The sequence below is a fragment of the Terrabacter sp. Soil811 genome (assembly GCF_001429655.1).
Taxonomy (GTDB): Bacteria; Actinomycetota; Actinomycetes; order Actinomycetales; family Dermatophilaceae; genus Terrabacter.
Genome location: NZ_LMSX01000010.1, coordinates 14,387 through 35,868, shown reverse-complemented (window position 1 = coordinate 35,868; position 21,482 = coordinate 14,387). Strand labels below are relative to the sequence as shown.

The window sequence follows — 21,482 nt, the reverse complement described above, 5'->3', positions numbered from 1 at the left end:
AGGGGGTATGCCCTCGCGCCACGGTCCCCGGACGCGATCGAGGTGCTCTCGAGCGCCCCGGACCTGTGCCACAGTGACCTCGTGGGGAATTCAATGACCCGGGCCACGATCATCTGGTTCGTCGGCGCCGCGGTCGTGGGGGCGGTCGCCGGCGGCCTGCACCTGCTCCGTTCCTCGATCGGTGGCGCGCACACCGGGTTGGCGCTCGCCGTGTCGGCCTTCGCCCTGACCGCCCTCGCGGCCGCCATGCTCTTCCACGGTGTCATGCTGGCGGCGCGTGAGCAGGACGCCGCAGCCGGACCCGAGCCCCGCTTCGTGGACGAGCCGCAGGACGAGCTCGGGCGCACGCAGGGCGAGTCGGCGGGTGCCGTGCCCGGCGCCTTCGAGCCGGACCAGAGCTCGTCAGACGGGCCGGCGGTCTACACCTTCCGGGGCGGCAAGCCCGTGGGCGACCGCTCCCACCGTCCGGACCGGCGCGACCGCTCGCCGCGCAGCTGACCGCACCGTCACACCCTCCGGGCACAATGGCGGGATGAGCACGGGCCCCACCCACTGGGTGCTGCACGTCGACCTCGACCAGTTCATCGCGGCGGTCGAGGTGCTGCGCCGGCCCGAGCTCGCCGGGCGGCCGGTCATCGTCGGGGGGCGCGGCGACCCCACCGAGCGGGCCGTCGTGTCCACGGCGAGCTACGAGGCCCGTGAGTTCGGCGTCGGGTCCGGTATGCCGCTCCGGCTCGCCGCGCGCAAGGTGCCCGACGCGGTGATCCTGCCCGTCGACGCCCCGGCCTACACCGAGGCGTCCGAGCACGTCATGGACACCCTGCGCGGCCTCGGCGTCGTCGTCGAGGTGCTCGGGTGGGACGAGGCGTTCCTCGGGGTCGAGACCGAAGACCCGGAGGGTTTCGCCGAGCGGGCGCGTGCCGCCGTGCTCGACGCGACGGCGCTCCACTGCTCGGTCGGCATCGGTGACAACAAGGTGCGCGCCAAGATCGCGACCGGCTTCGGCAAGCCCCGCGGCGTCTTCCGACTGACCCGCGAGACGTGGTTCGAGGTCATGGGCGACCGACCCACGATCGACCTGTGGGGCGTCGGGTCAAAGGTGTCCAAGCGCCTGTCCGGTCACGGCATCCACACCGTCCGCGAGCTGGCCGATGCCGACGAGGCCGTCCTCGTCGGCGAGTTCGGTCCGCGCATGGGCGTCTGGTACTCCCAGCTGGGCCGCGGCATCGGGTCCGCCGTCGTCGACGACTCCCCGTGGATCGCCCGCGGGCACAGCCGCGAGACCACCTACCAGAGCAACCTCACGACCCCCGACGAGGTGCGCGACGCCGTGCGTGACCTCGCCTCCCTGGTCTTCGACGACACCGTCAAGGAGGGGCGCCCGGTCTTCCGGGTCACGCTCAAGGTGCGCTACGCCCCGTTCTTCACGCAGACCAAGGCCCGCAAGCTGCCGGCGCCGACGAGCGACCGCGCCGACGTCATCGCGGCCGCCGTCGCCCTCACCGCGTCGCTCGACCCCGGGCGTGAGGTGCGGTTGCTCGGCGTCCGGGCCGAGATGGTCATGCCCGACGGTGGCGACCCGGTCGAGCGCACCCCGGTGCGCGGTCGGCTCTGAGCGTCGGTCGCTCTCATCTTCGTCGCCTACGGTCGTCCGCATGCCTTCTCGAGATGACAGCGCGATGGACGTCCGGCGGCGGTTCGGCGGCGAGCCGGCCACCGGGGTCCTGTCGACGGTCGCGGTCGTCGTGGTCGTCGTCGCACTGCTCTTCGTCGTGCGCGACGCCGCCTACCGTGCGACGGCATCCGGGGCGGTGGCCCTGCCGTCGGTCGTCGGTGGTGTCTTCGAGGTGGTCGCCGAGCTCGGGATCGTCGTCCTCGCCGGTGTCGCCGTCGTGCTCACGTGGCGGGCCCGCTCACGAGGGCTCGAGCACCTCGCGGTCGCGGTGGTGGCCGCGGTGTCGACGGTGGCGGCCTACGTCCTGAGCGAGGTCGTCAAGGGGTTCGTGCACGAGGAGCGGCCGTGCCGGACGCTCTCGGTGCGGACCGTCGCGTCCTGCCCCGCCGCCGGCGACTGGTCGTGGCCGAGCAACCATGCGACGATCGCCGGCGCCCTCGCCACCGCGGTGGTCGTCATGGCACCAGTGTGGTGGCGGCTCGTCGTCCCGCTCGCCCTGGCGGTCGGGGCCTCGCGCGTCCTCACCGGCGCGCACTACTGGCACGACGTCGTCGCCGGCCTCGCGGTCGGGGTGCTCGTCGTCTGGTTCGGCACGTGGGCGCTGGCACCGCTGGCTCACCGGCTGCTCGTGCGCTCGGTGGCGTCCGGCCCGCCGGCGTGGCGTCGCCTCCTCGGGCAGCGCTACGTCCCGAGGTATGCCGCGACGGACCGTCCGGACCACGGCGCGGACGACGACGCGGACGACGACGCGGGCGACGACGCGGACCAAGAGCGCGAGCGGCCCCAGACCGACTGAGCTCGGTTCAGACCCGGGCGGGCTGGGCGCGGCGTGAGCCACCGCGCCGGCCCGAGGGCGAATGCAGGAACTCGACGAGTGGCGCGAGCTCGGGCAGCTCGCCTGCGCTCTGGAGCGACTCCTCGAGCACCGCGTCGTGCGTCGGCGCGGCCTCGCGGTAGAGCGCCCAGCCGGCCTCGGTGAGCTCGGTGTAGATGCCGCGCCGGTCGTCGGCGCAGAGCACCCGGGTCAGCAGGCCGCGGTCCTCGAGCCGGTTGACGAGACGGGTCGTCGCCGACGACGACAGGGCGGCGGCGCGGGCGAGCTGGCTCATCCGCATGTGCCAGCCGTCCTGGCGCGAGAGGGCGTCGAGCACGGTGAACTCGACGACGGACAGCTCGTGCCGGCGCACGAGCTCGCGCTCGAGGGCGCCGTCGATGTGGCCGTGCAGTGCGGCGAGGGTGCGCCACCCGGAGGCGCGCACCTCGACGGCGGAGTCCTCGATACCCATGCGCACCATCATATCGCGCGTTTGCAATATGCCGCGTGTGCAACTACCGTCGCCGCGGTCAAGTAGTTGCACACGCGGCATACCGGCGAGGGCAGAGAGGCCCGGTTCGGCGCCCGCATCCTGTTCGGAAGGACACGGAAACCCATGCCACTCGGTCTCATCGCCCTCGCCCTCGGAGGTTTCGGCATCGGCCTGACGGAGTTCGTCATCGCCGGCCTCATCAGCACGGTCGCCACCGATATGGGGGTGAGCATCCCCATCGCCGGCTACCTCATCAGCGGCTATGCCCTCGCGGTCGTGGTCGGTGCCCTCGGCCTGACGCCGGTCCTCGGTGCCTGGCGGCCCAAGCGCGCCCTGCTCGCCCTCATGGTGCTCTTCGTCGTCGGCAACGCCCTCTCGGCCGTCGCCACGGGCTACGGGATGCTGCTCGCCGGTCGCGTCGTCGCGGCGCTCGCGCACGGCGCCTTCTTCGGCATCGGGTCGGTTCTCGCGGCGTCGCTCGTCCCGGCCGACCGTCGCGCCGGAGCCATCTCCGTCATGTTCGGTGGGCTCACCCTCGCCAACGTCCTCGGGGTGCCGCTCGGGACGTTCGTCGGGCAGCAGTGGGGCTGGCGCGCGACCTTCGCCCTCATCGCCGTCGTCGGGGTCGTCGCGGCCGGCGGCATCGCCCTGCTCGTGCCGGACACCGGCGCGTCCGACGGACGGCAGACCTCACTGCGCTCCGAGCTCGAGGCGTTCCGAAACCGCCAGGTGTGGTTCTCGCTCGCCATGACCGTCCTCGTCTTCGGCGGCATGTTCGGCGCCTTCATGTACGTCGAGCCGCTGCTGACCAGGGTGACCGGCTTCGACGAGTCGGCGGTGCCGTGGCTGCTCGTCCTCTTCGGTGTCGGCCTCTTCGCGGGCAACCTGCTCGGTGGTCGCTGGGCCGACCGCGCCCTGACCCGCACGCTGGTCGTGCTGACGCTCGCCCTCGCGGTGTCGCTCGTCGCGTTCGTGCTGCTGTCGGGCAGCATGCTCGGCTCGGCGGCGATGCTGCTCGCGATGGGCTTCTTCGGCTTCGCGACGGTGCCGGGACTGCAGATGCGGGTCCTCACCCACGCGACCGGGTCGCCGACCCTCGCGTCCTCCGCCAACATCGCCGCGTTCAACGTCGGCAACTTCCTCGGCGTCTGGGTCTCCGGCCTCGCCATCAGTGCCGGCCTCGGCTGGACGTCCCCGCTCTGGGTGGGTGCGGCCTTCGCGACGCTGGGACTCGTCGTCCTCCTCGCCGCGAGCGGGCCGCTCGGTCAGAGTGCGGCGGCCACCGACCGACCGGCGGTGCGGCCGCTGAAGAGGCAGCCGCCGAGGAAGGTCCCCTCGAGGGAGTTGTAGCCGTGCATGCCCCCGCCGCCGAAGCCGCTCACCTCGCCCGCGGCATACACCCCGGCCAGCGGCTCGCCGCCGGCGCGGAGCACCCGGCCGGCGAGGTCGGTCTCGAGTCCACCGAGCGTCTTGCGGGTCAGGATGTTGAGACGCACCGCGATGAGCGGACCCGCCTTCGGGTCGAGCAGCTTGTGCGGTGTCGCGACGCGGATCAGCCTGTCGCCGCGGTAGTTCCGCGCCCCGCGGATCGCGGTGACCTGGGCGTCCTTGGTGAAGTCGTTGTCCATCTCGTTGTCACGCGCGACGATCGTGCGCCGCAGTGACTCGACGTCGATGAGGTCGTCGCCGGTGAGGGCGTTCATGCCTCGGACGAGCTCGTCGAGCGTGTCGGCCACGACGAAGTCCTCGCCGTTCCGCTTGAACGCCTCGACGGGGGCAGGTGCACCCTTGCGGGCTCGCCCGAGGACCTGCTTGACGTCCTTGCCCGTGAGGTCGGGGTTCTGCTCCGATCCGGAGAGGGCGAACTCCTTCTCGATGATGCGCTGGGTCAGCACGAACCACGAGTAGTCGTGCCCGCTGCGCATGATGTGGCCCAGGGTGCCGAGGGTGTCGAAGCCGGGGAAGTAGGGTGCCGGGAAGCGCCGTCCGCGGGCGTCGAGCCACAGCGACGAGGGGCCGGGCAGGATGCGGATGCCGTGGTTGTCCCACACGGGGTCCCAGTTGCGCAGGCCCTCGGTGTAGTGCCACATCCGGTCGGGGTTGATGATGTTGCCGCCGGCGGACTGCGTGATGCCGAGCATCCGGCCGTCGACGTGCGCGGGGACGCCGGCCACCATCCGGGCCGGCGGCGAGCCGAGCCGCTCGGGCCAGGCGCGGCGCACGAGGTCGTGGTCGCCGCCGATGCCGCCGCTCGTCACGATGACGGCCTGGGCCGTGATCTCGAAGTCGCCGACCTCCTCGCGGCTGCTCGGCCGACCCCGGTCGACGCCGTCGGGCGCGAGGAGGCGACCGCGTACGCCGGTGACCGTGCCAGCCGTCTCGACGAGCTCGTCGACGCGGTGACGGAAGGCGAAGGTGACCCGCCCGCTCGCCACGGCTGCCCGGACCCGTCGCTCGAACGGCTCGACGAGACCCGGGCCGGTGCCCCACGTGATGTGGAAGCGCGGCACGGAGTTGCCGTGGCCGTCGGCCCGGCCGTCACCGCGCTCGGCCCAGCCGACGACGGGGAAGAGCCGGTGGCCCTGCTCGTGGAGCCACGAGCGCTTCTCGCCGGCGGCGAAGTGGAGGTATGCCTCCGCCCACTTGCGCGGCCAGAAGTCCTCGTCCCGGTCGAACTGGGCCGAACCCATCCAGTCCTGCGTCGCGAGCTCGAGGCTGTCCTTGATCCCCATCCGCCGCTGCTCGGGGCTGTCGACGAGGAAGAGCCCGCCGAAGCTCCAGAAGGCCTGACCGCCCAGCGACTGCTCGCCCTCCTGGTCGACGAGCACGACCCGCTTGCCGCGGTCGGCGAGCTCGGCGGTGGCGACCAGTCCGGCCAGGCCGGCTCCTACGACGACGACGTCGGCATCCATGCGTCAGATCATGTCATCTACCGCGTCACTGGCCGGTGGCTCCGTCGACGCACTCGCGGAGCAGGTCCGCGTGACCGCAGTGACGGGCGTACTCCTCGATGAGGTGGACGAGGACCTCGCGCAGGTTGATCGGGTTCGTCGGGTCGAGGCTGACGAGGTCGAGCGACTCCGCGGCGGCCACGAAGGCGTCGCCGTTGGCCGTCTCCTCGCGCCAGCGAGCCCAGGCCTCCGCGACGACGGCGTCCTCGCCGACGGCACCGGTGAAGTCGGCGTCGCGGTCGTCGGCCCGGCGATAGAGGTAGGGCGTGTCCTCCCCGGCCATGACGCGCCGCCACCACGTCTGCTCGACCTGGGCGAGGTGGCGCACGAGTCCGAGCAGCGACATCGTCGACGGCGGCACTGAACGGGTCGCGAGCTGCTCGGCCGTCAGACCGGAGCACTTCAGCTCCAGCGTGAGGCGGTAGTTCACGAGGTAGTCGAGCAGGGTCGTGCGCTCGTCCCCGAGGAGTGACTCCTGCGACCGCGGGTCGTCCTCGGGGTCGACCCACATGTCGGGATACGTCTTTCCGGCCATGCCGCCCATCGTGGTGCCCGGGGACGGCGCGCGCCAACGGATATCGGGAGGGCGGCATACGCTGTCGGCGAATCTGCCCGTGGCAGAGCGGGACTCCCATGGGAGGGCGGCCGGGCCACGCTGGGAGCATGACCGAACCACTCACGCCCTCGCCGCTGGACGACCAGCTGTCGATGCAGCTGCTCCACCAGCGGATCATCGTCCTCGGGGCCGAGGTCGACGACCCCATCGCCAACCGGATCACGGCCCAGCTGCTCCTGCTCTCGGCCCGCGACCCGCGCGCCGACATCAGCCTCTACGTCAACAGTCCCGGCGGTTCCGTCACCGCGGGCCTGGCCATCTACGACACGATGCGGCTCATCCCCAACGACGTCTCCACTCTCGCAGTGGGGTTCGCGGCCTCGATGGGCCAGTTCATCCTCGGCGCGGGCACGCCCGGCAAGCGCTTCGCCCTGCCCAACGCGCGGATCATGATGCACCAGCCGTCCGCGGGCATCCAGGGGACGGCCGCCGACGTCGAGGTCCAGGCCGCCAACCTCAAGGCGGTCAAGCGCCGGGTCAACGAGCTGCAGGCCGAGCACACGGGACAGACCGTCGAGCAGATCACCCGCGACAGCGAGCGCGACCGCTGGTTCAGTGCGGAGGAGGCGGCGGCATACGGCATCGTCGACCATGTCGTCAGCTCCCTCGCGGACGTCCGCCCCGGCGGTGCCGAGCGGAAGGTGGGACTGCGGTGAGCAGCTACACGATCCCGTACGTCATCGAGCGCACCCCGGCGGGGGAGCGCAGCTTCGACATCTACAGCCGGCTGCTCCAGGAACGGATCATCTTCGTCGGCACCGAGATCGACGACGGCGTCGCCAACGTCGTCATGGCCCAGCTGCTCCACCTCTCCTACGTCGCTCCCGACCGGGAGGTGTCGCTCTACGTCAACAGCCCGGGCGGCTCGTTCACGGCGCTCATGGCCGTCTACGACACGATGCAGCTCGTCCAGGCCCCGGTCGCGACGTACTGCCTCGGGCAGGCGGCCTCCGCCGCCGCGGTGCTCCTGGCGGCGGGGGAGCCGGGACGCCGCTTCGCCCTGCGTCACTCGAGGGTCCTGTTGCACCAGCCGTCCGCGGGCGGACAGGGGACGGTGAGCGACCTCGCGCTGCAGGCCGACGAGCTCCTGCGGGTGCGCGCGCAGGTCGAGGAGGTGCTGAGCCACCACACCGGCCGGTCGGTCGACCAGCTCCGCCTCGACACCGACCGGGACAAGGTGCTGACGGCCCAGCAGGCCGTGGAGTTCGGCATCGTCGACCACGTCATCGAGCGGGCCACGGAGGTGGTGCCCGTCGGGGGATGAGGTGGACCGGGCGATCTTCGTGGACAGGCCCAGCGGGTGGGTGCCAGAGTGCTGGGTGCAAGGCCGAGTGACCCGGCGCCGACCTGACCTACCCGGACATCGGCGTCACGCCGAGCGGTCATGGGGTCATGGCGTTCAGCTACACCGACGCGACGACGTACCTGAGCGCCGGGTATGCCGCCATCGACGCCCTCGTGGGCACCGGGCCCATCTCCATCGCCGCGGCGGGCCAGGCCACCGACGACGGGGTCACGAGCTGCAAGGCCCAGGTGGGCAACCCGCCGCGCACCCGGTGGGGTGACTACGGCGCCGCCGCGGTCGACGGCAGCACCGAGTGGATTGCCAGCGAGTACGTCGCGAGCGCCGGCGACGCCGCTCACCACGCCGCACGTGGATCCGCAGCGCCGCGTGCCAGTGCTGCTCGGCCTCCGCGCGGCGACCCAGGCTCCTCCGGGGCCTCGGTCAGCCCGGCCCGGTCGGCGATGTCGTGGAAGATGGCGACGCTCCGCTCGAGATGGGTGCATGCCTCGGCGAGCTCGCCGGTGTCGCGGAGCATGACGCCGAGGTCGACTGCGGCCATCGCGACCCCGCGCGTCGGTTGTCGCCGAGGCGCTCGCTGATCCGTCGCGCTCGCGCGCAGGGCGATCGAGGCCGACGAGTCCAGCGACGAGGTTGAGGGGCGACGTCGAGGGGCGACGTCGAGGGGCATGGTCCGGCGCGATGGGGAGTGCTCCCCATGCTCTCGGCGCGCGCCTGCCGCGCGCCTCCGCCAGTCTCGACGTGCAGGAACAGGCAACTCACGAAAGGGACATCGCATGCGCAGGAACCGACTGACCCATGTCATCGCCGCCGTCGCCCTCGCTCTCGGAGGCCTCGGTGTTGCGACGGCCACGGTGACCGCCACGGCCCCGGCCGCCCATGCCGACGAGTGCTACTCGTGGCCCCGCACCCTCAGCTCCGGCACCTCGGGAGCCGACGTCACGCAGCTGCAGATCCGCGTCGCCGGCTGGGTGCCGCGCGGCCAGGTCATGGGCATCGACGGCTCCTTCGGTGCACAGACCAAGACGGCCGTCGCCAACTTCCAGAAGGCATACGGCCTCGCCGCGGACGGCATCGCCGGCCCCGCGACCTTCTCGAAGATCTACGCCCTGCAGGACCCGGACTGCACGCCGCTCCACTTCACCTACGCCGAGGCGAGCGACAACTGCGGCCGGGGGTTCACCGGCACAGCGGCCAACAAGGAGAACATGAAGCGCGCCCTGTGGCGGGCCGAGGCGCTGCGCCACCAGCTCGGCGACCACCCGCTCAAGGTGACATCGGGCTACCGCGACTCGACGTGCAACGCCTCCGTCGGCGGCGCGAGCAACAGCGTGCACCTGAGCGGCGGCGCCCTCGACCTCGTCCCCGGCGACAGCGCGACCTCGATCTGCAGCATCGCCAAGCAGGCGCGCTACGCCGGCTTCGGTGGCATCTTCGGACCGGGCTACCCGGCGCACGACGACCACGCCCACGTCGACATCCGGACGAGCATCGCCTGGGACGCCGACGCGTGCGCGGGCTGGTGACGGTGAACCCCGCTCCCGCCCTGGGTCGTCGCTCCCTCCTCGTCGGCGCCCTCGGCGTCGGCGCGGCGGGAGCCCTCGGGGTCGCCAAGGCGGCTCCCTCGAACGCGGCCGTCACGGCCGTCGCCCGCCCGACGATCGCGTCGTGCGCGACGTGGGGCGCCCAGCCGGCGACGGGCACGGTGAGCATGACCGGGCCACCGCAGAAGATCCTCGTCCACCACACGGCCTCGGCGAACACGACCGACTACTCCCAGTCGGCGGCATACTCCCTCGCCCGCAACATCCAGCAGTGGCACTTCGCCCGGGGCTGGATCGACTCGGGGCAGCAGTTCACGATCAGCCGCGGCGGCTACGCCATGGAGGGTCGCCACCGGTCGATCGAGGGGCTGGGGTCGGGGTCGAGCACCGTCTTCCCCCTCGGCGCCCACTGCACGGGGCAGAACTCGACGTCGATCGGCATCGAGAACGAGGGCACCTACACGACGGCCCTGCCGACGACGGCGCAGTGGAACGCGCTCGTCACGCTCTGCGCCTACCTGTGCCAGACGTACGGCCTGGGGCCGGAGGACATCTACGGGCACCGCGACTTCCTCGACACCGAGTGCCCGGGAGACGCCTTCTACGCCAAGCTCCCCCAGCTGCGCTCCGAGGTGGCGGCCCGGCTCGGCACGAGCAACCCGCCGCCGGCGCAGACACGCACGTGGCCGACGCTCCAGCAGGGCAACAGCGGGTTCCGGGTCACGACCGCGCAGTACCTGCTGCGCCACTCGGGCCGCGCCGTCACGGTCGACGGCGCCTTCGGCTCGGGCACCAGGGCGGTGGTCGTGTCCTTCCAGCAGCCCGAGGGCCTGACCGCCGACGGCGTCATCGGCCGCGCGACGTGGGAGGCGCCCCTGGCGGTCACGTGCAGCCAGGACCAGACCTCCGACGCGGTGCGCGGGGTCCAGACCGCGCTCACCGCGCAGGGGTATGCCGTCACGGTCGACGGCGCGTTCGGCCCGGGCACCGTCTCGGCCGTGAAGTCCTTCCAGACCGCCCACGCCCTCGACGCCGATGCGGTCGTGGGCTCCAACACGTGGAGCAGGCTGCTCGCGTAGATCGGAGGATCAGATGAAGACCAGCACCACCCGCAGGGGCCTCGCGGGGCTCCTCGCCGCGGCAGCGGTCGCCGTGCTCGGCGTCGTCGCGGCGCCGAGCGCCCTGGCCGCCTCGAACGACGAGATCGCCTTCGACTACTTCGTGTCCAAGGGCCTGACCGAACGCCAGTCCGCCGGCATGGTCGGCAACCTCATCCAGGAGTCGGGCAGCCCGATCAACCCCTACGCCAACCAGCCGGGTGGCCCCGGCATGGGCATCGCCCAGTGGAGCGAGGGCGGGCGCTGGGACACCGACTCCCGCGACAACATGGTCTGGTACGCCGGCCTCAGCGGGCGCAGCCGCTACGCGCTCGCGGCCCAGCTCGACTTCACGTGGTACGAGCTGTCGACGTTCTCCTCCTACGGTCTCGCCGACCTCAGGGCGGCGACGTCGGTCAGCACGGCCACGACCGTCTTCATGCAGGAGTTCGAGCGCTGCGGCACGTGCGCGACGACCCAGCGCATCGCGTACGCCAACGACGTGCTGTCGAAGTACGGCAGCGGTGGCACGGGCGGCGGCACCACGGAGACGAGCCTGCCGGTGCTGCGCAGCGGCAGCAGCGGGGCGGCCGTGCGCACGCTGCAGTACATGCTCAGGGCGTCGGGCCGCAGCGTCACCGCCGACGGGTCCTTCGGCCCCGCAACGGATTCCGCCGTGCGCAGCTACCAGTCCGCGCACGGGCTGTCCGTCGACGGCGTCGTCGGCAACAACACGTGGTACTCGCTGCTGCCCGTGCTGCGCCAGGGCGCGAGCGGGGAGGCCGTCAAGGGCCTGCAGCTTGAGCTCGTCGACGCCGGCTACTCGTTGACCGTGGACGGGTCGTTCGGCCCGGGAACGTACTCGGCGGTGCGCGCCTACCAGACCAAGACCGGTCTGGTCGTCGACGGGGTCGTGGGCAACAACACGTGGGGCAGCCTCATCGACTGATCCGGCTCCCGTCGACGACGGGCCCGGTGCCGCTCAGGCGACGAGCAGCACCGGGCCCGTCGCTGCGTCCGAGGGGGTCGCGATGCTCGTCCCGACGCGCGAGGTGAGGTCGAGGACGCGACCTCCGGTGCCCTCGGACGTGAGGTCGCGCAGCTCGCGGTGGGCAGCGCCGACGAGGCCGGTGATGCTGGAGCCGAGGGCGACGCAGACCGCCTCGAGCACCTCGGACGACGGCTCCTTGAGCCCCCGCTCCACCTCGGAGAGGTAGGCGACCGAGATGCCGGCGCGCGCGGCGACCTCGGCGAGGGTGCGTCCCTGACGGGTGCGCAGGCCGCGCAGGAGCCGTCCGTAGACCTCGCGCAGCAGCGGCGTCCGGAAGGTGGTCTGGGGGCGCGGGGCGAGCTGGGTCATGGCGGTCTCCGATCTCGGTGCGTCCGTCCAGCGTCGCACGCGAGCACTCGGATCGTGCCGACTGTGGCGGCCGACGGCGTACGCCGTCGGCGAACTCCCCAAACATGTTGACGGCGTTCACTTCGTCGATGAGGCTTGTCGGTGGTGACGCCTAAGGTCGTCGCACGCCGCAACTCACACCTCTCATCCCACCGGCACGACTCACCCGGGGAGCCTTCACATGACCATCACCACCGACGCGCGCGCCGTGCGCGACCGGTCCACGGGTCCGGCCATCGAGGCCGAGCACCTCGTCAAACGCTTCGGCGACATGACCGCCGTCGACGACGTCAGCTTCTCCGTGCCCCAGGGCACGGTCCTCGGTCTGCTCGGCCCCAACGGTGCCGGCAAGACCACCACCGTCCGCATGATGACGACTCTGAGCCGCCCGACGAGCGGCTCGGCCCGCGTCGCCGGCCACGACGTCGTCCGTGACCCCGAGCTGGTCCGCCGCAGCATGGGTCTCACCGGCCAGGCCGCCACGGTCGACGAGCTGCTCACCGGCCGCGAGAACCTCCGGATGATGGGCTCGCTCTACGGCCTGCCGGGGGGTGAGGTGCGCCGCCTGTCCTCCGAGCTGCTCGAGCGCTTCTCGCTCACCGACGCCGGCAACAAGGTGGTCAAGGACTACAGCGGCGGCATGCGGCGCCGGCTCGACCTCGCGGTCAGCCTCATCGCCACGCCGCCCGTCCTCTTCCTCGACGAGCCGACCACGGGTCTCGACCCGCGCAGCCGCGTCGAGCTGTGGGACGTGCTCCGTGGCCTCGTGCGCGACGGCACGACGCTGCTCCTCACGACGCAGTACCTCGAGGAGGCCGACCAGCTGGCCGACCGCATCATCGTCATCAACCACGGCCGCATCATCGCCCAGGGCACGCCGCTCGAGCTCAAGGACCAGTCGGGCAAGGCCGCCATCGTCCTCACCGTGTCCCACGCCGACCAGCTCGAGCCAGCACGCGCGCTGCTCGCCGCCCACGTCCCCGAGGTGCACGTCGACGTGGCGGCCCGCCAGCTGACCGCCCCGGCCGACGGGCTGTCCGACATGACGCGCGTCGCGACGGTGTTCGAGCGCAGCGAGATCGTCCTCGACGACCTGGGCCTGCAACGGCCCAGCCTCGACGACGTCTTCCTCAGCCTCACCGGCCACCGCGCCGAGCCGCCCTCGGGCGACGGCGCCGAGTCCTCCACCGAGCCCAGCACGCAGATCGAGGAGCAGCGATGACCGACTCCGCCGTCAAGGACGCCACGCGGGTGGCCCACGTCGAGCCCCACGACTTCCAGCCGCCGGGCTTCGTCCGTCAGGTCACGACGATGGTGTGGCGCAGCCTCAAGCACATCAAGCGACAGCCCGAGATGCTCACCGACGTCACGATCCAGCCGGTGATGTTCGTGCTGCTCTTCGCCTTCGTCTTCGGAGGCTCGATCGTCATTCCCGGCTTCAACTACCGGGAGTGGCTGATGCCGGGGATCATGGCCCAGACCATGGCCTTCTCGGCGTTCATCGTGGCGATCGGCCTCAACATGGACCTCGGCAAGGGCATCATCGACCGGTTCCGGTCGCTCCCGATCTCGAGGGGCTCGGTCCTCGTCGGACGCAGCATCTACAGCATCATCCACTCGAGCATCGGCATCTTCGTCATGTCGCTCACGGGCCTCGCGATCGGCTGGCGCATCCACAACGGCGTCGGCAAGGCGCTGCTCGCCTTCGCGCTGCTCCTGCTCTTCGGTTTCGCCATGATCTGGGTGGGCATCCTCGTCGGCTCGTCGATGCGCTCGCCGGAGGCCGTCAACGGCCTGATGTTCACGACGATCTTCCCGATCACGTTCCTGGCCAACACCTTCGCCCCGACCGTGGGCATGGCCGGCTGGCTGCGCACCATCGCCGAGTGGAACCCGATCAGCTCACTCGTCCAGGCGATGCGTGAGCTGTGGGGCAACGGGCCCGAGGCGCTGCCCGACGCCGCCCTGCCCCTCCACCATCCGGTCCTCACGACGGTGATCTGGTCGGTCGCGATCACCGCTGCCGTCGCCCCGCTGGCGGTGCGTGCCTTCATCCGCCGCACGACCGACTGAGGGCGGGAGCGATCTCCCGCCGGCTCCGCCGTCGGTTCAGACGGCCGGCATGCAGCGGATGACGGTGACGTCGCCCTCGAGGCGCACGGCCCCGGCCCCGTACGGCAGGAGCAGCACGTCGCCCCGTGCCACCTCGGCGGTGCGGGGCGCGTCCGTTCCCGTCGTCAGGCGGCCACGGCCCTCGACCACGACGACGACGGCGAACGCCGCGTCGCCGCCGGCCGGGGTGTCCGGCGTCGCGCTCAGCACCTCGGCCCGGAAGAACTCCGCCGCCTGCTCGGGCAGCGCGTGGCCCGCACCCGTCACGTCGTCCCAGCGGCGCCGCAGTGAGGCGAGTCCGTCGGTGGTCAGGGGCCCGCGGTCGACGCTCTCGAGCGCCCGTGGGACCGTGAGCCCGAGGAAGGCGTGCGCCTCCTCGAGCCCGAAGCGCCGGTGCTCGAGCATGACCGAGAGGTCGGTCGGCTCCTGGAGCTCGAGGACGAACACGCCCTCACCGATCGCATGCGGCTGGCCGCCGGGCACGAGCAGGGCGTCACCCGGCGACACCTCGATCCGGTTGAGTGCGGCGAGGAGACGATCGTCCTGGGCCTCGACGAGCTCGGCCAGCTCGTCGGGAGGCAGCTCGTCGCGGAAGCCCAGCCAGACGCAGGCACCCGGCTCTGCGTCGAGGACGATCCAGGCCTCCGTCTTGCCGTGGTCGCAGTCGAGGTGGGCCGCGGCGAAGGCGCGGTCGGGGTGGGAGTGGACGGGCAGGCGCTCACCGGCGTCGAGCAGCTTCGTCAGCAGCCCCGGCTCGATGCCGTGGCGGGTCACGTGATCGGCCCCGAGCCAGTGGTCGGGGTCGGCCGCCAGGGCGTCGGGCAGGGGCGTCCCGTCGGTGAGCACCGTGAGCCCGCCACCGCCCTCGGCGAAGAGACGCGTCGTCGACGCGAGCCAGTCCTCGGGGCGGTGGTCGTCGAAGCCCCCCGGCACCTCGAGGCCGCGGAAGGCGAGGATGCGCTCGCCGCCCCGGTAGAACCGGTGGGGCGTGTTGGGCGGCAGGCGGGTCGGGTCGGACACGGTGGTCTGTGACACGGTGCTGGTGCTCCTCGGTTCGGTCATCGGGTGGGGGTCCCTCGGCGGACGCCCGAGGCGCGGACGATGAGCCGCGTCGGCATGACGACGGTCTGGGCCTGCGACTCGTCGCCGAGCAGGCGGGCGAAGAGCTGCTGGGCAGCCTTCTGTCCCATGGCCGCCGGGTCCTGGTGCACGACGGTGACCGGGGGGTCGATGAGGGCGGCGAGCTCGAAGTCGTCGTAGCCGACGAGCGACAGCGGGAGCCGCAGCTCGCGCAGGGCGAGGAGGGCGGCGAGGGTGATGCGGTTGTTGCCGGTGATGACCGCGGTGATCGGCTCCGGGCCCGTCGTCCACTGGCTCAGCGACTCGTGTACGGAGGCCGGACTGTGCGGACCCATCGAGACGCGTGGGGTCGTGGGCAGTCCGAGGCTCTGCTGCGTCGTGACGAAGGCGTCGCGGCGCTGCCGGGCGGTCCAGAACGCCGGGTCGTCGCCGTAGAAGGCGATGTTGCGGTGGCCGTGCGCGACGAGGTGCTCGACGGCGCTGCGGATGCCGCCGTGGTTGTCACTGAGGATCGTGTCGCGCGGGGTGCCCCGGACGGGACGATCCATGTAGACGATCGGCGTGTGGCTCGCCTCGAGCACGGCGTCCGAGGACGCGCTCTCGTCGGCCGGGACGACGACGATGCCGTCGACGCGGCGGTTCACGAGCGCCTCGATGACGGCGCGCTCTCGCGAGGGCGAGCCCTCGGCCGATGCGGTGATGAGCTGGTGCTGGCGGATGCGCGCCTCGCGCTCGACGGCCGCGCCGACCTGCGAGTAGAAGGGGTTGGCGAGGTCCTCGACGACGAGGGCGATGGTGAAGGTGCGGCCCTGGCGCATGAGGCGGGCGCCGTCGTGGCGCCGGAAACCGAGTCGCTCGATGACGGCCCGCACCCGCTCGGCCGTGTCAGGACGCACGCCCGGCTCGTGGTTGACCACGCGCGAGACGGTCTTGACGGAGACGTGCGCCTCGGCGGCGACGTCGGCCATGGTCGGGCGGGTGGCTGTCCGGTGGTCAGACAACGCTGTCATGCCCGCAGTCTGGTCAGCGAGCGCTCGAATGGCAACGCCAGGGTCTGGTTGAGGGCCGGGCCCGTGGGGTTCTGTCCGATCCGATGTCCTGACCGGACAAGATCGGTTCGGGCTGTTGACGGCCTTTGTCGGGTACGGCGAGTCTCGGCCGGGTCGGAGGCGGCTCGGGGTCGCCGGCCCCGACCTGACATTCAGCACGGCTCAACGACGAGCACGGAGGAACCCATGCCCAAGAGATCCGGGATCCACAGAGGCGTCATCGCCCTGGCAGTCCTGGCCACGTCGACCGCGGGTGCGGTCGCCGGTCCTGCTTCAGCGAACGCCGTCGGCAGCCCTGCCGCGGCGCCGCTCTCAGCACCCACCGCCGTCGCGGGCGCGGGTGACTTCTCGACCTCGTTCGAGACCGGCCAGGCGCAACCGGCGCTCTCGACCGTCGAGTCCGGTCCCGCCGGGCCGCGGCAGCAGAACGTCTCCGGCACGGCGAGCGCCAACGGCAGCCTCCTCGGCTCGGTCGTCGGCGTCACCGCGAGCGCGGAGAACACCCCGGGCGAGGTCGCGGCCAACCTCGCCGACGCCAACCCCGACAGCAAGTGGCTGGCCTTCGCCTCGAGCGGCTGGGTGCGCTACCAGCTCGGCACGCCGGCCAAGGCCGTCCGCTACTCGCTGACGTCGGCCAACGACTCCCCGGAGCGGGACCCCAAGGACTTCACGCTCCAGGGGTCGGCCGACGGCACGACGTGGACCGACCTCGACCGCCGCACGGGCATCGACTTCTCGGGACGCTTCGCCACGCGCACGTTCGACGTCACGACGGCGGGGACGTACGCGTACTACCGGCTCAACGTCACGGCGATCCACTCCGGGGGCACGGTCCAGCTCGCCGACTGGGACCTCTCCGACGGCAGCACGGGCTCGGGCCCGGCGACGCCGATGAAGACGATCGTCGGCTCGGGCCCCATCTCGGGCTTCAACATCAAGCCGCTCGTCGGCTGGACCGGTGTCAAGGCGCTGCGCTACTCCGGTGGCCACACCGCCGACGGCCGCGGCTACGCGTGGAACCGGCTCTTCGACGTAGACCTGCCGGTCACGTCGAGGACCCAGCTGAGCTACAAGATCTTCCCCGACATGATCTCGGGCGACCTCGAGTACCCGTCCACGTATGCCGCGCTCGACGTCCGCTTCACCGACGGCACCTACCTGTCCGACCTCGGCGCCGACGACCAGCACGGTGTCGCGGGCAGCCCGAGCGGCCAGGGCAAGGGCAAGATCCTCTACGCCAACCAGTGGAACGCCGTCTCGCTCGACGTCGGCAAGGTCGCCGCGGGCAAGACGATCGACCGCGTCCTCGTCGGCTACGACAACGTCGGAGGCGCCACGAAGGACACCCGCTTCGGTGGCTGGATCGACGACGTCGCGGTCCAGGCCGACCCGGCGGCCATCGACGGCTCGGACCTGACGAACTACGTCGACGTGCGGCGCGGCACCAACGCGTCGGGCGGGTTCTCGCGCGGCAACAACCTGCCGATCAGCGCGGTGCCCAACGGCTTCACCTTCTTCACCCCGGTGACGAGCGCCAACTCGCAGTCGTGGGAGTACTACTACCAGTCGGCCAACAACGCGGCGAACCTCCCTGTCCTGCAGGGCCTGGCGGTCTCGCACGAGCCGAGCCCGTGGATGGGTGACCGCAACCAGATGTCGGTCATGCCGTCCATCGCGACGGGTACCCCGACGGGCAGCGCCTCCGCCCGTGGCCTCGCCTTCGACCACGCGACCGAGGTGGCCCACCCCGACTACTACAAGGTGGCCCTCGCCGGCGGCCTCACCGCCGAGACGGCCCCGGCCGACCACGGCGGCGTCTACCGGTTCACCTTCCCCGCCTCGGCGAGCAAGGGCAGCCTCGTCGTCGACACCATCGACGACAACGGCACCTTCACCGTCGACGCGGCGACCGGCACCATGACGGGCTGGGTCGACAACGGCAGCGGCCTGTCCGCGGGCCGGAGCCGAATGTTCGTCTATGGCACCTTCGACCGGCCTGCCACGGCGGTGGGCACGGCGCCGGGTGGTCACGCGGGCACCCGCTACGCCTCCTTCGACACGAGCACGAACAAGCAGGTCGTCCTCAAGCTCTCGACGTCGTTCATCTCGCTCGACCAGGCGAAGCAGAACCACTCCCTCGAGCTCGCGGCCCGCGACTTCGACGCGGTGCGTGCCGCGGCCAAGACGGCCTGGAACGCCCGACTCGGCGTCGTCAGCGTCAAGGGCGCCAACGACAGCGAGCGGACGACGCTCTACTCCAACCTCTACCGGCTCAACCTCTACCCCAACAGCCAGTTCGAGAACACCGGCACGGCTGCGGCCCCGCGCTACCAGTACGCGAGCCCCGTTGCGGCCAAGAGCGGTTCGGCCACGGCGACGACGACGAACGCCGCCGTCAAGGACGGCAAGATCTACGTCAACAACGGCTTCTGGGACACCTACCGCACCGTGTGGCCGGCCTACAGCCTGCTCTACCCGGAGGTGGCGGCCGAGATCGCCGACGGCTTCGTGCAGCAGTACCGCGACGGCGGCTGGGTCGCGCGGTGGAGCTCGCCGGGCTACGCCGACCTCATGACCGGCACGAGCTCGGACGTGGCGTTCGCCGACGCGTACGCCAAGGGCGTCAAGCTGCCCGACCCGCTCGCGGCCTACGACGCCGCCGTCAAGAACGCGACGGTCCTGCCGACGTCGAGCGCGGTCGGTCGAAAGGGCCTCGACACGTCCACCTTCCTCGGCTACACGAGCACCGACACGGGCGAGAGCGTCTCGTGGGGTCTCGAGGGCCTCGTCAACGACTTCGGCATCGGCACCATGGCGGCCAAGCTCGCCAAGGACCCGGCCACGCCGACGTCGCGCCGCGCCCAGCTCGCCGAGGAGTCGACGTACTTCCTCGAGCGGGCGACGCACTACGGCAACCTCTTCAACCCGAAGGTCGGCTTCTTCCAGGGCCGCGGCGCCGACGGCACCTTCCCGTCGAGCTTCGACCCCGAGGACTGGGGCGGCGACTACACCGAGACGAACGCCTGGAACTTCGCCTTCCACGCGCCCTTCGACGGCAACGGCCTCGCGAACCTCTACGGCGGCCGTGACGCGCTCGCGAAGAAGCTCGACACGTTCTTCGCGACGCCCGAGACGGCGACGAAGCCCGGCGGCTACGGCGGCGTCATCCACGAGATGCTCGAGGCTCGCGACGTCCGCATGGGCCAGCTCGGCCAGAGCAACCAGGTGAGCCACCACATCGCCTACATGTACGACTGGACCGGCCAGCAGTGGAAGACGGCCGAGAAGGTCCGCGAGATCATGCGCCGCCTCTACGTCGGCGGCGAGATCGGCCAGGGCTACCCGGGCGACGAGGACAACGGCGAGATGTCGGCGTGGTACGTCCTCTCCTCGCTCGGCATCTACCCGCTGCAGGTCGGCTCGGCCAACTGGGCCATCGGCTCTCCGAAGTTCGACCAGGTGACGGTCAAGCGCACGCAGGGCGACCTCGTCGTCAACGCGCCCGGCAACTCCGAGCACAACATCTACGTGCAGGGCGTCACCGTCGACGGCAAGAAGCACAAGAGCGTCTCGATCAGCCAGGACGAGCTCACCGGCCCGACCACGGTCGACTTCGCGATGGGTGCCAAGCCGTCCGACTTCGGCTCCCGTGCCCAGGACGCCCCGCCGTCGCTGACGCAGGGCACCGAGGCGCCGACGCCGCTCAAGGACGCGACCGGTCCCGGCCGCGGCACCGCGACGGCGACCGACCTCGCGTCGGGTGCCGACGCCAAGGCGCTCTTCGACAACACGTCGCGGACGTCGGTGGCCTTCACCTCGGGTACGCCGTCGGTGACCTTCGCCCTCTCCGGCGTCGGCCAGCGCGCCACCTGGTACACCGTCACCTCGGGTCCCAAGGCCGGCGACCCGTCGGCGTGGCGCCTCGAGGGCAGCAAGGACGACGGCGCGACCTGGCAGACGCTCGACACGCGGACGGCGCAGGTCTTCCCGTGGCGGGTGCAGACGCGTCCGTTCGAGATCGCGCACACGGGGACGTTCACGACCTACCGCCTCGTCGTCACGGCGACCGCGGGTGGTGCGGCAGCGAACCTCTCCGAGCTCGAGCTGCTCACCGACGGCTCCAAGGCCCAGAACACCGGGCTCAAGGTCTCGGCGGTCGAGCCGTTCGAGGTCTCGGAGGACACCTCCTGATCGGGCACCGTCGCCACCTTCTCGGGTGGCGTCGGCCAGGGCACCGACCCGTCCGCCACGGCCACGGCGACCATCGCGTGGGGTGACGGCACGAGCTCGGCGGGCACCATCGAGCCCGGCGACCTCGGCTCGTACACCGTCCGTGGCACCCACACGTGGGCCAAGCCCGGGCCGTACCAGCCGAAGGTCACCGTCGCGACGGCGAACGACAGCGGCTCCGCCCTCGGCGCCGTGACCGTGCACCAGGCGTCCACGCCGGCGTATGCCGCCGGGTTCGACTCCGTGTGCTTCGGCAACGTCGGCGACGTCGTCCACTGCGACGGCAAGGACGCGGGCCTGTCCCGTGCAGCTCTCGCTGCCGCAGGTGGCGTGCCCGGCAAGCTGCTCACGGTGCCGGGGACCGACCTCCGGTTCTCGATGCCGGGCATCCCGGTCGGCGAGAAGGACAACGCGACGGGTGCGGGTCAGACCCTGCCCGTGACGCTGGCCCCCGGGGCGACGAAGCTGTCGCTCATCGGCACGGGCACGCAGCGCAACCAGGACACGACCGCCACGGTGCGCTTCACCGACGGCTCGACGACGAGCTACCCGGTGCAGTACGGCGACTGGTGCGGATCCGCGCAGTTCGGCAACACCGTGGCCATCGAGATGGCCTACCGCCTCAACGGCACGGGCACCGACGGCTGCCGCGCCAAGCTGTTCGCCACCGCGCCGCTCACGGTGCCGGCCGGCAAGACGGTCGAGTCGGTGACCCTGGCGACGCAGACCGGCGACCCGACGACGGCCGGACGGATCCACGTGTTCGCCGTCGCCGACAACGGCTCGGCCCTCACCGTCGCGGCCGCTTCCGACGCCACCGCGGCGACCGGCGCCGACACCGACGTCACGCTGGGCACTGCGTCGGGCGGCGTCCCCGCGGACACCGGCTACACGGCCCGGGTCCAGTGGGGCGACGGCACCGTGACCGAGGACGCGACGGTGACGACGGCGGCCGACGGCACGGCCACCGTCACGGGCGGCCACACGTGGGCCGCCGCCGGCACCTACACGGTGCGGGTCCTCGTCTCGGACTCCCGGTCCGACGTGCTGAGCTCGCTCACCGTCACGGTCGGCTAGCCCGGAGGCACCGCAGCAGAGCGGCGCGGGGAACACGCCTCC

The 21,482-nt window shown here is 71.7% G+C and carries 20 protein-coding genes; 14 read left to right on the top strand and 6 right to left on the bottom strand.

The genetic code is table 11. The annotated features are described in order from the left end of the window. Window positions 1-93 precede the first annotated feature (93 nt). The 3 genes from ASH01_RS17415 to ASH01_RS17405 are packed head-to-tail and all read left to right on the top strand — an operon-like array spanning window position 94 to window position 2,471. A complete protein-coding gene (locus ASH01_RS17415; protein ID WP_056778852.1) occupies window positions 94-498 on the top strand; it encodes a hypothetical protein in 405 nt (134 codons plus the stop codon). A gap of 34 nt (window positions 499-532) precedes the next feature. Continuing rightward, window positions 533-1,615: a DNA polymerase IV gene (locus ASH01_RS17410; protein WP_056778849.1), complete on the top strand. Its 1,083-nt coding sequence runs from the start codon at window positions 533-535 to the stop codon at window positions 1,613-1,615. A gap of 40 nt (window positions 1,616-1,655) precedes the next feature. Continuing rightward, entirely contained in the window at window positions 1,656-2,471 is an 816-nt protein-coding gene (locus ASH01_RS17405) for a phosphatase PAP2 family protein (RefSeq protein WP_200961815.1), read from the top strand. 7 nt (window positions 2,472-2,478) lie between these two features. Here ASH01_RS17405 and ASH01_RS17400 read toward each other — a convergent pair whose 3' ends face one another. Next, window positions 2,479-2,961 (bottom strand): MarR family winged helix-turn-helix transcriptional regulator, encoded by a 483-nt coding sequence (locus ASH01_RS17400; protein WP_056778843.1) that lies wholly within the window; start codon window positions 2,959-2,961, stop codon window positions 2,479-2,481. A gap of 144 nt (window positions 2,962-3,105) precedes the next feature. Here ASH01_RS17400 and ASH01_RS17395 point away from each other — a divergent pair, with 144 nt between their 5' ends. Further along, window positions 3,106-4,332, top strand: coding sequence for an MFS transporter (locus tag ASH01_RS17395; RefSeq protein ID WP_056778826.1), 1,227 nt, complete (start codon window positions 3,106-3,108; stop codon window positions 4,330-4,332). Here ASH01_RS17395 and ASH01_RS17390 read toward each other — a convergent pair. Then, window positions 4,248-5,894 carry an FAD-binding dehydrogenase gene (locus tag ASH01_RS17390; RefSeq protein ID WP_056778824.1) on the bottom strand — a complete coding sequence of 549 codons (1,647 nt, stop codon included), beginning with the start codon at window positions 5,892-5,894 and terminating at the stop codon, window positions 4,248-4,250. The genes ASH01_RS17395 and ASH01_RS17390 overlap by 85 nt on opposite strands. Before the next feature lie 25 nt (window positions 5,895-5,919). Beyond that, window positions 5,920-6,468 carry a DinB family protein gene (locus ASH01_RS17385; protein ID WP_056778822.1) on the bottom strand — a complete coding sequence of 183 codons (549 nt, stop codon included), beginning with the start codon at window positions 6,466-6,468 and terminating at the stop codon, window positions 5,920-5,922. A gap of 128 nt (window positions 6,469-6,596) precedes the next feature. On the opposite strand from ASH01_RS17385, the gene ASH01_RS17380 reads away from it, so the two are divergent. The 6 genes from ASH01_RS17380 to ASH01_RS17355 all read left to right on the top strand — a co-directional run bounded on the left by ASH01_RS17380 (window position 6,597) and on the right by ASH01_RS17355 (window position 11,442). Further along, window positions 6,597-7,205: an ATP-dependent Clp protease proteolytic subunit gene (locus tag ASH01_RS17380; protein ID WP_156415640.1), complete on the top strand. Its 609-nt coding sequence runs from the start codon at window positions 6,597-6,599 to the stop codon at window positions 7,203-7,205. Beyond that, window positions 7,202-7,813: a ClpP family protease gene (locus tag ASH01_RS17375; protein ID WP_056778818.1), complete on the top strand. Its 612-nt coding sequence runs from the start codon at window positions 7,202-7,204 to the stop codon at window positions 7,811-7,813. Before ASH01_RS17380 ends, ASH01_RS17375 begins: the two co-directional genes overlap by 4 nt. Window positions 7,814-7,941: 128 nt before the next feature. Beyond that, window positions 7,942-8,433, top strand: coding sequence for a hypothetical protein (locus ASH01_RS17370; protein ID WP_056778816.1), 492 nt, complete (start codon window positions 7,942-7,944; stop codon window positions 8,431-8,433). Between the two features lie 195 nt (window positions 8,434-8,628). Continuing rightward, on the top strand, window positions 8,629-9,378 hold the full coding sequence (locus ASH01_RS23940) for a D-Ala-D-Ala carboxypeptidase family metallohydrolase (RefSeq protein WP_056778813.1): 750 nt from the start codon (window positions 8,629-8,631) through the stop codon (window positions 9,376-9,378). Between the two features lie 2 nt (window positions 9,379-9,380). Beyond that, window positions 9,381-10,475, top strand: a complete 1,095-nt coding sequence (locus tag ASH01_RS17360) for a peptidoglycan recognition protein family protein (RefSeq protein WP_235509651.1) — start codon at window positions 9,381-9,383, stop codon at window positions 10,473-10,475. Window positions 10,476-10,488: 13 nt separating this feature from the next. After that, window positions 10,489-11,442, top strand: a complete 954-nt coding sequence (locus ASH01_RS17355; protein WP_056778811.1) for a phage tail tip lysozyme — start codon at window positions 10,489-10,491, stop codon at window positions 11,440-11,442. Between the two features lie 33 nt (window positions 11,443-11,475). On the opposite strand, the gene ASH01_RS23935 is transcribed toward ASH01_RS17355, so the two are convergent. After that, window positions 11,476-11,853, bottom strand: coding sequence for a helix-turn-helix domain-containing protein (locus ASH01_RS23935; RefSeq protein ID WP_056778807.1), 378 nt, complete (start codon window positions 11,851-11,853; stop codon window positions 11,476-11,478). Between the two features lie 220 nt (window positions 11,854-12,073). Here ASH01_RS23935 and ASH01_RS17345 point away from each other — a divergent pair, with 220 nt between their 5' ends. Both ASH01_RS17345 and ASH01_RS17340 read left to right on the top strand, forming a co-directional pair. Continuing rightward, window positions 12,074-13,114 (top strand): ATP-binding cassette domain-containing protein, encoded by a 1,041-nt coding sequence (locus ASH01_RS17345; protein ID WP_056778804.1) that lies wholly within the window; start codon window positions 12,074-12,076, stop codon window positions 13,112-13,114. Further along, window positions 13,111-13,965, top strand: coding sequence for an ABC transporter permease (locus ASH01_RS17340; protein ID WP_056778802.1), 855 nt, complete (start codon window positions 13,111-13,113; stop codon window positions 13,963-13,965). The genes ASH01_RS17345 and ASH01_RS17340 overlap by 4 nt, the downstream gene beginning before the upstream one ends. A 36-nt stretch (window positions 13,966-14,001) precedes the next feature. Here ASH01_RS17340 and ASH01_RS17335 read toward each other — a convergent pair whose 3' ends face one another. Then, window positions 14,002-15,039, bottom strand: coding sequence for a class I mannose-6-phosphate isomerase (locus ASH01_RS17335; RefSeq protein WP_082619988.1), 1,038 nt, complete (start codon window positions 15,037-15,039; stop codon window positions 14,002-14,004). Window positions 15,040-15,062: 23 nt separating this feature from the next. Continuing rightward, window positions 15,063-16,094, bottom strand: a complete 1,032-nt coding sequence (locus tag ASH01_RS17330; protein WP_235509650.1) for a LacI family DNA-binding transcriptional regulator — start codon at window positions 16,092-16,094, stop codon at window positions 15,063-15,065. A 225-nt stretch (window positions 16,095-16,319) separates the two neighbouring features. Here ASH01_RS17330 and ASH01_RS17325 point away from each other — a divergent pair, with 225 nt between their 5' ends. Together ASH01_RS17325 and ASH01_RS23705 are read left to right on the top strand one after the other, a co-directional pair. Further along, window positions 16,320-20,324 carry a GH92 family glycosyl hydrolase gene (locus ASH01_RS17325; RefSeq protein ID WP_235509649.1) on the top strand — a complete coding sequence of 1,335 codons (4,005 nt, stop codon included), beginning with the start codon at window positions 16,320-16,322 and terminating at the stop codon, window positions 20,322-20,324. A gap of 231 nt (window positions 20,325-20,555) precedes the next feature. After that, window positions 20,556-21,440: a hypothetical protein gene (locus ASH01_RS23705; RefSeq protein ID WP_235509648.1), complete on the top strand. Its 885-nt coding sequence runs from the start codon at window positions 20,556-20,558 to the stop codon at window positions 21,438-21,440. The last annotated feature ends 42 nt before the right edge of the window (window positions 21,441-21,482 follow it).

Bases quoted from the DNA above. Each gene is read 5' to 3' on its own strand.
- ASH01_RS17415 (WP_056778852.1), top strand. From the start codon at position 94: ATGACCCGGGCCACGATCATCTGGTTCGTCGGCGCCGCGGTCGTGGGG.
- ASH01_RS17410 (WP_056778849.1), top strand. From the start codon at position 533: ATGAGCACGGGCCCCACCCACTGGGTGCTGCACGTCGACCTCGACCAG.
- ASH01_RS17405 (WP_200961815.1), top strand. From the start codon at position 1,656: ATGCCTTCTCGAGATGACAGCGCGATGGACGTCCGGCGGCGGTTCGGC.
- ASH01_RS17400 (WP_056778843.1), bottom strand. From the start codon at position 2,961: ATGGGTATCGAGGACTCCGCCGTCGAGGTGCGCGCCTCCGGGTGGCGC.
- ASH01_RS17395 (WP_056778826.1), top strand. From the start codon at position 3,106: ATGCCACTCGGTCTCATCGCCCTCGCCCTCGGAGGTTTCGGCATCGGC.
- ASH01_RS17390 (WP_056778824.1), bottom strand. From the start codon at position 5,894: ATGGATGCCGACGTCGTCGTCGTAGGAGCCGGCCTGGCCGGACTGGTC.
- ASH01_RS17385 (WP_056778822.1), bottom strand. From the start codon at position 6,468: ATGGCCGGAAAGACGTATCCCGACATGTGGGTCGACCCCGAGGACGAC.
- ASH01_RS17380 (WP_156415640.1), top strand. From the start codon at position 6,597: ATGACCGAACCACTCACGCCCTCGCCGCTGGACGACCAGCTGTCGATG.
- ASH01_RS17370 (WP_056778816.1), top strand. From the start codon at position 7,942: ATGGCGTTCAGCTACACCGACGCGACGACGTACCTGAGCGCCGGGTAT.
- ASH01_RS23940 (WP_056778813.1), top strand. From the start codon at position 8,629: ATGCGCAGGAACCGACTGACCCATGTCATCGCCGCCGTCGCCCTCGCT.
- ASH01_RS17355 (WP_056778811.1), top strand. From the start codon at position 10,489: ATGAAGACCAGCACCACCCGCAGGGGCCTCGCGGGGCTCCTCGCCGCG.
- ASH01_RS23935 (WP_056778807.1), bottom strand. From the start codon at position 11,853: ATGACCCAGCTCGCCCCGCGCCCCCAGACCACCTTCCGGACGCCGCTG.
- ASH01_RS17345 (WP_056778804.1), top strand. From the start codon at position 12,074: ATGACCATCACCACCGACGCGCGCGCCGTGCGCGACCGGTCCACGGGT.
- ASH01_RS17340 (WP_056778802.1), top strand. From the start codon at position 13,111: ATGACCGACTCCGCCGTCAAGGACGCCACGCGGGTGGCCCACGTCGAG.
- ASH01_RS17330 (WP_235509650.1), bottom strand. From the start codon at position 16,094: ATGACAGCGTTGTCTGACCACCGGACAGCCACCCGCCCGACCATGGCC.
- ASH01_RS17325 (WP_235509649.1), top strand. From the start codon at position 16,320: ATGCCCAAGAGATCCGGGATCCACAGAGGCGTCATCGCCCTGGCAGTC.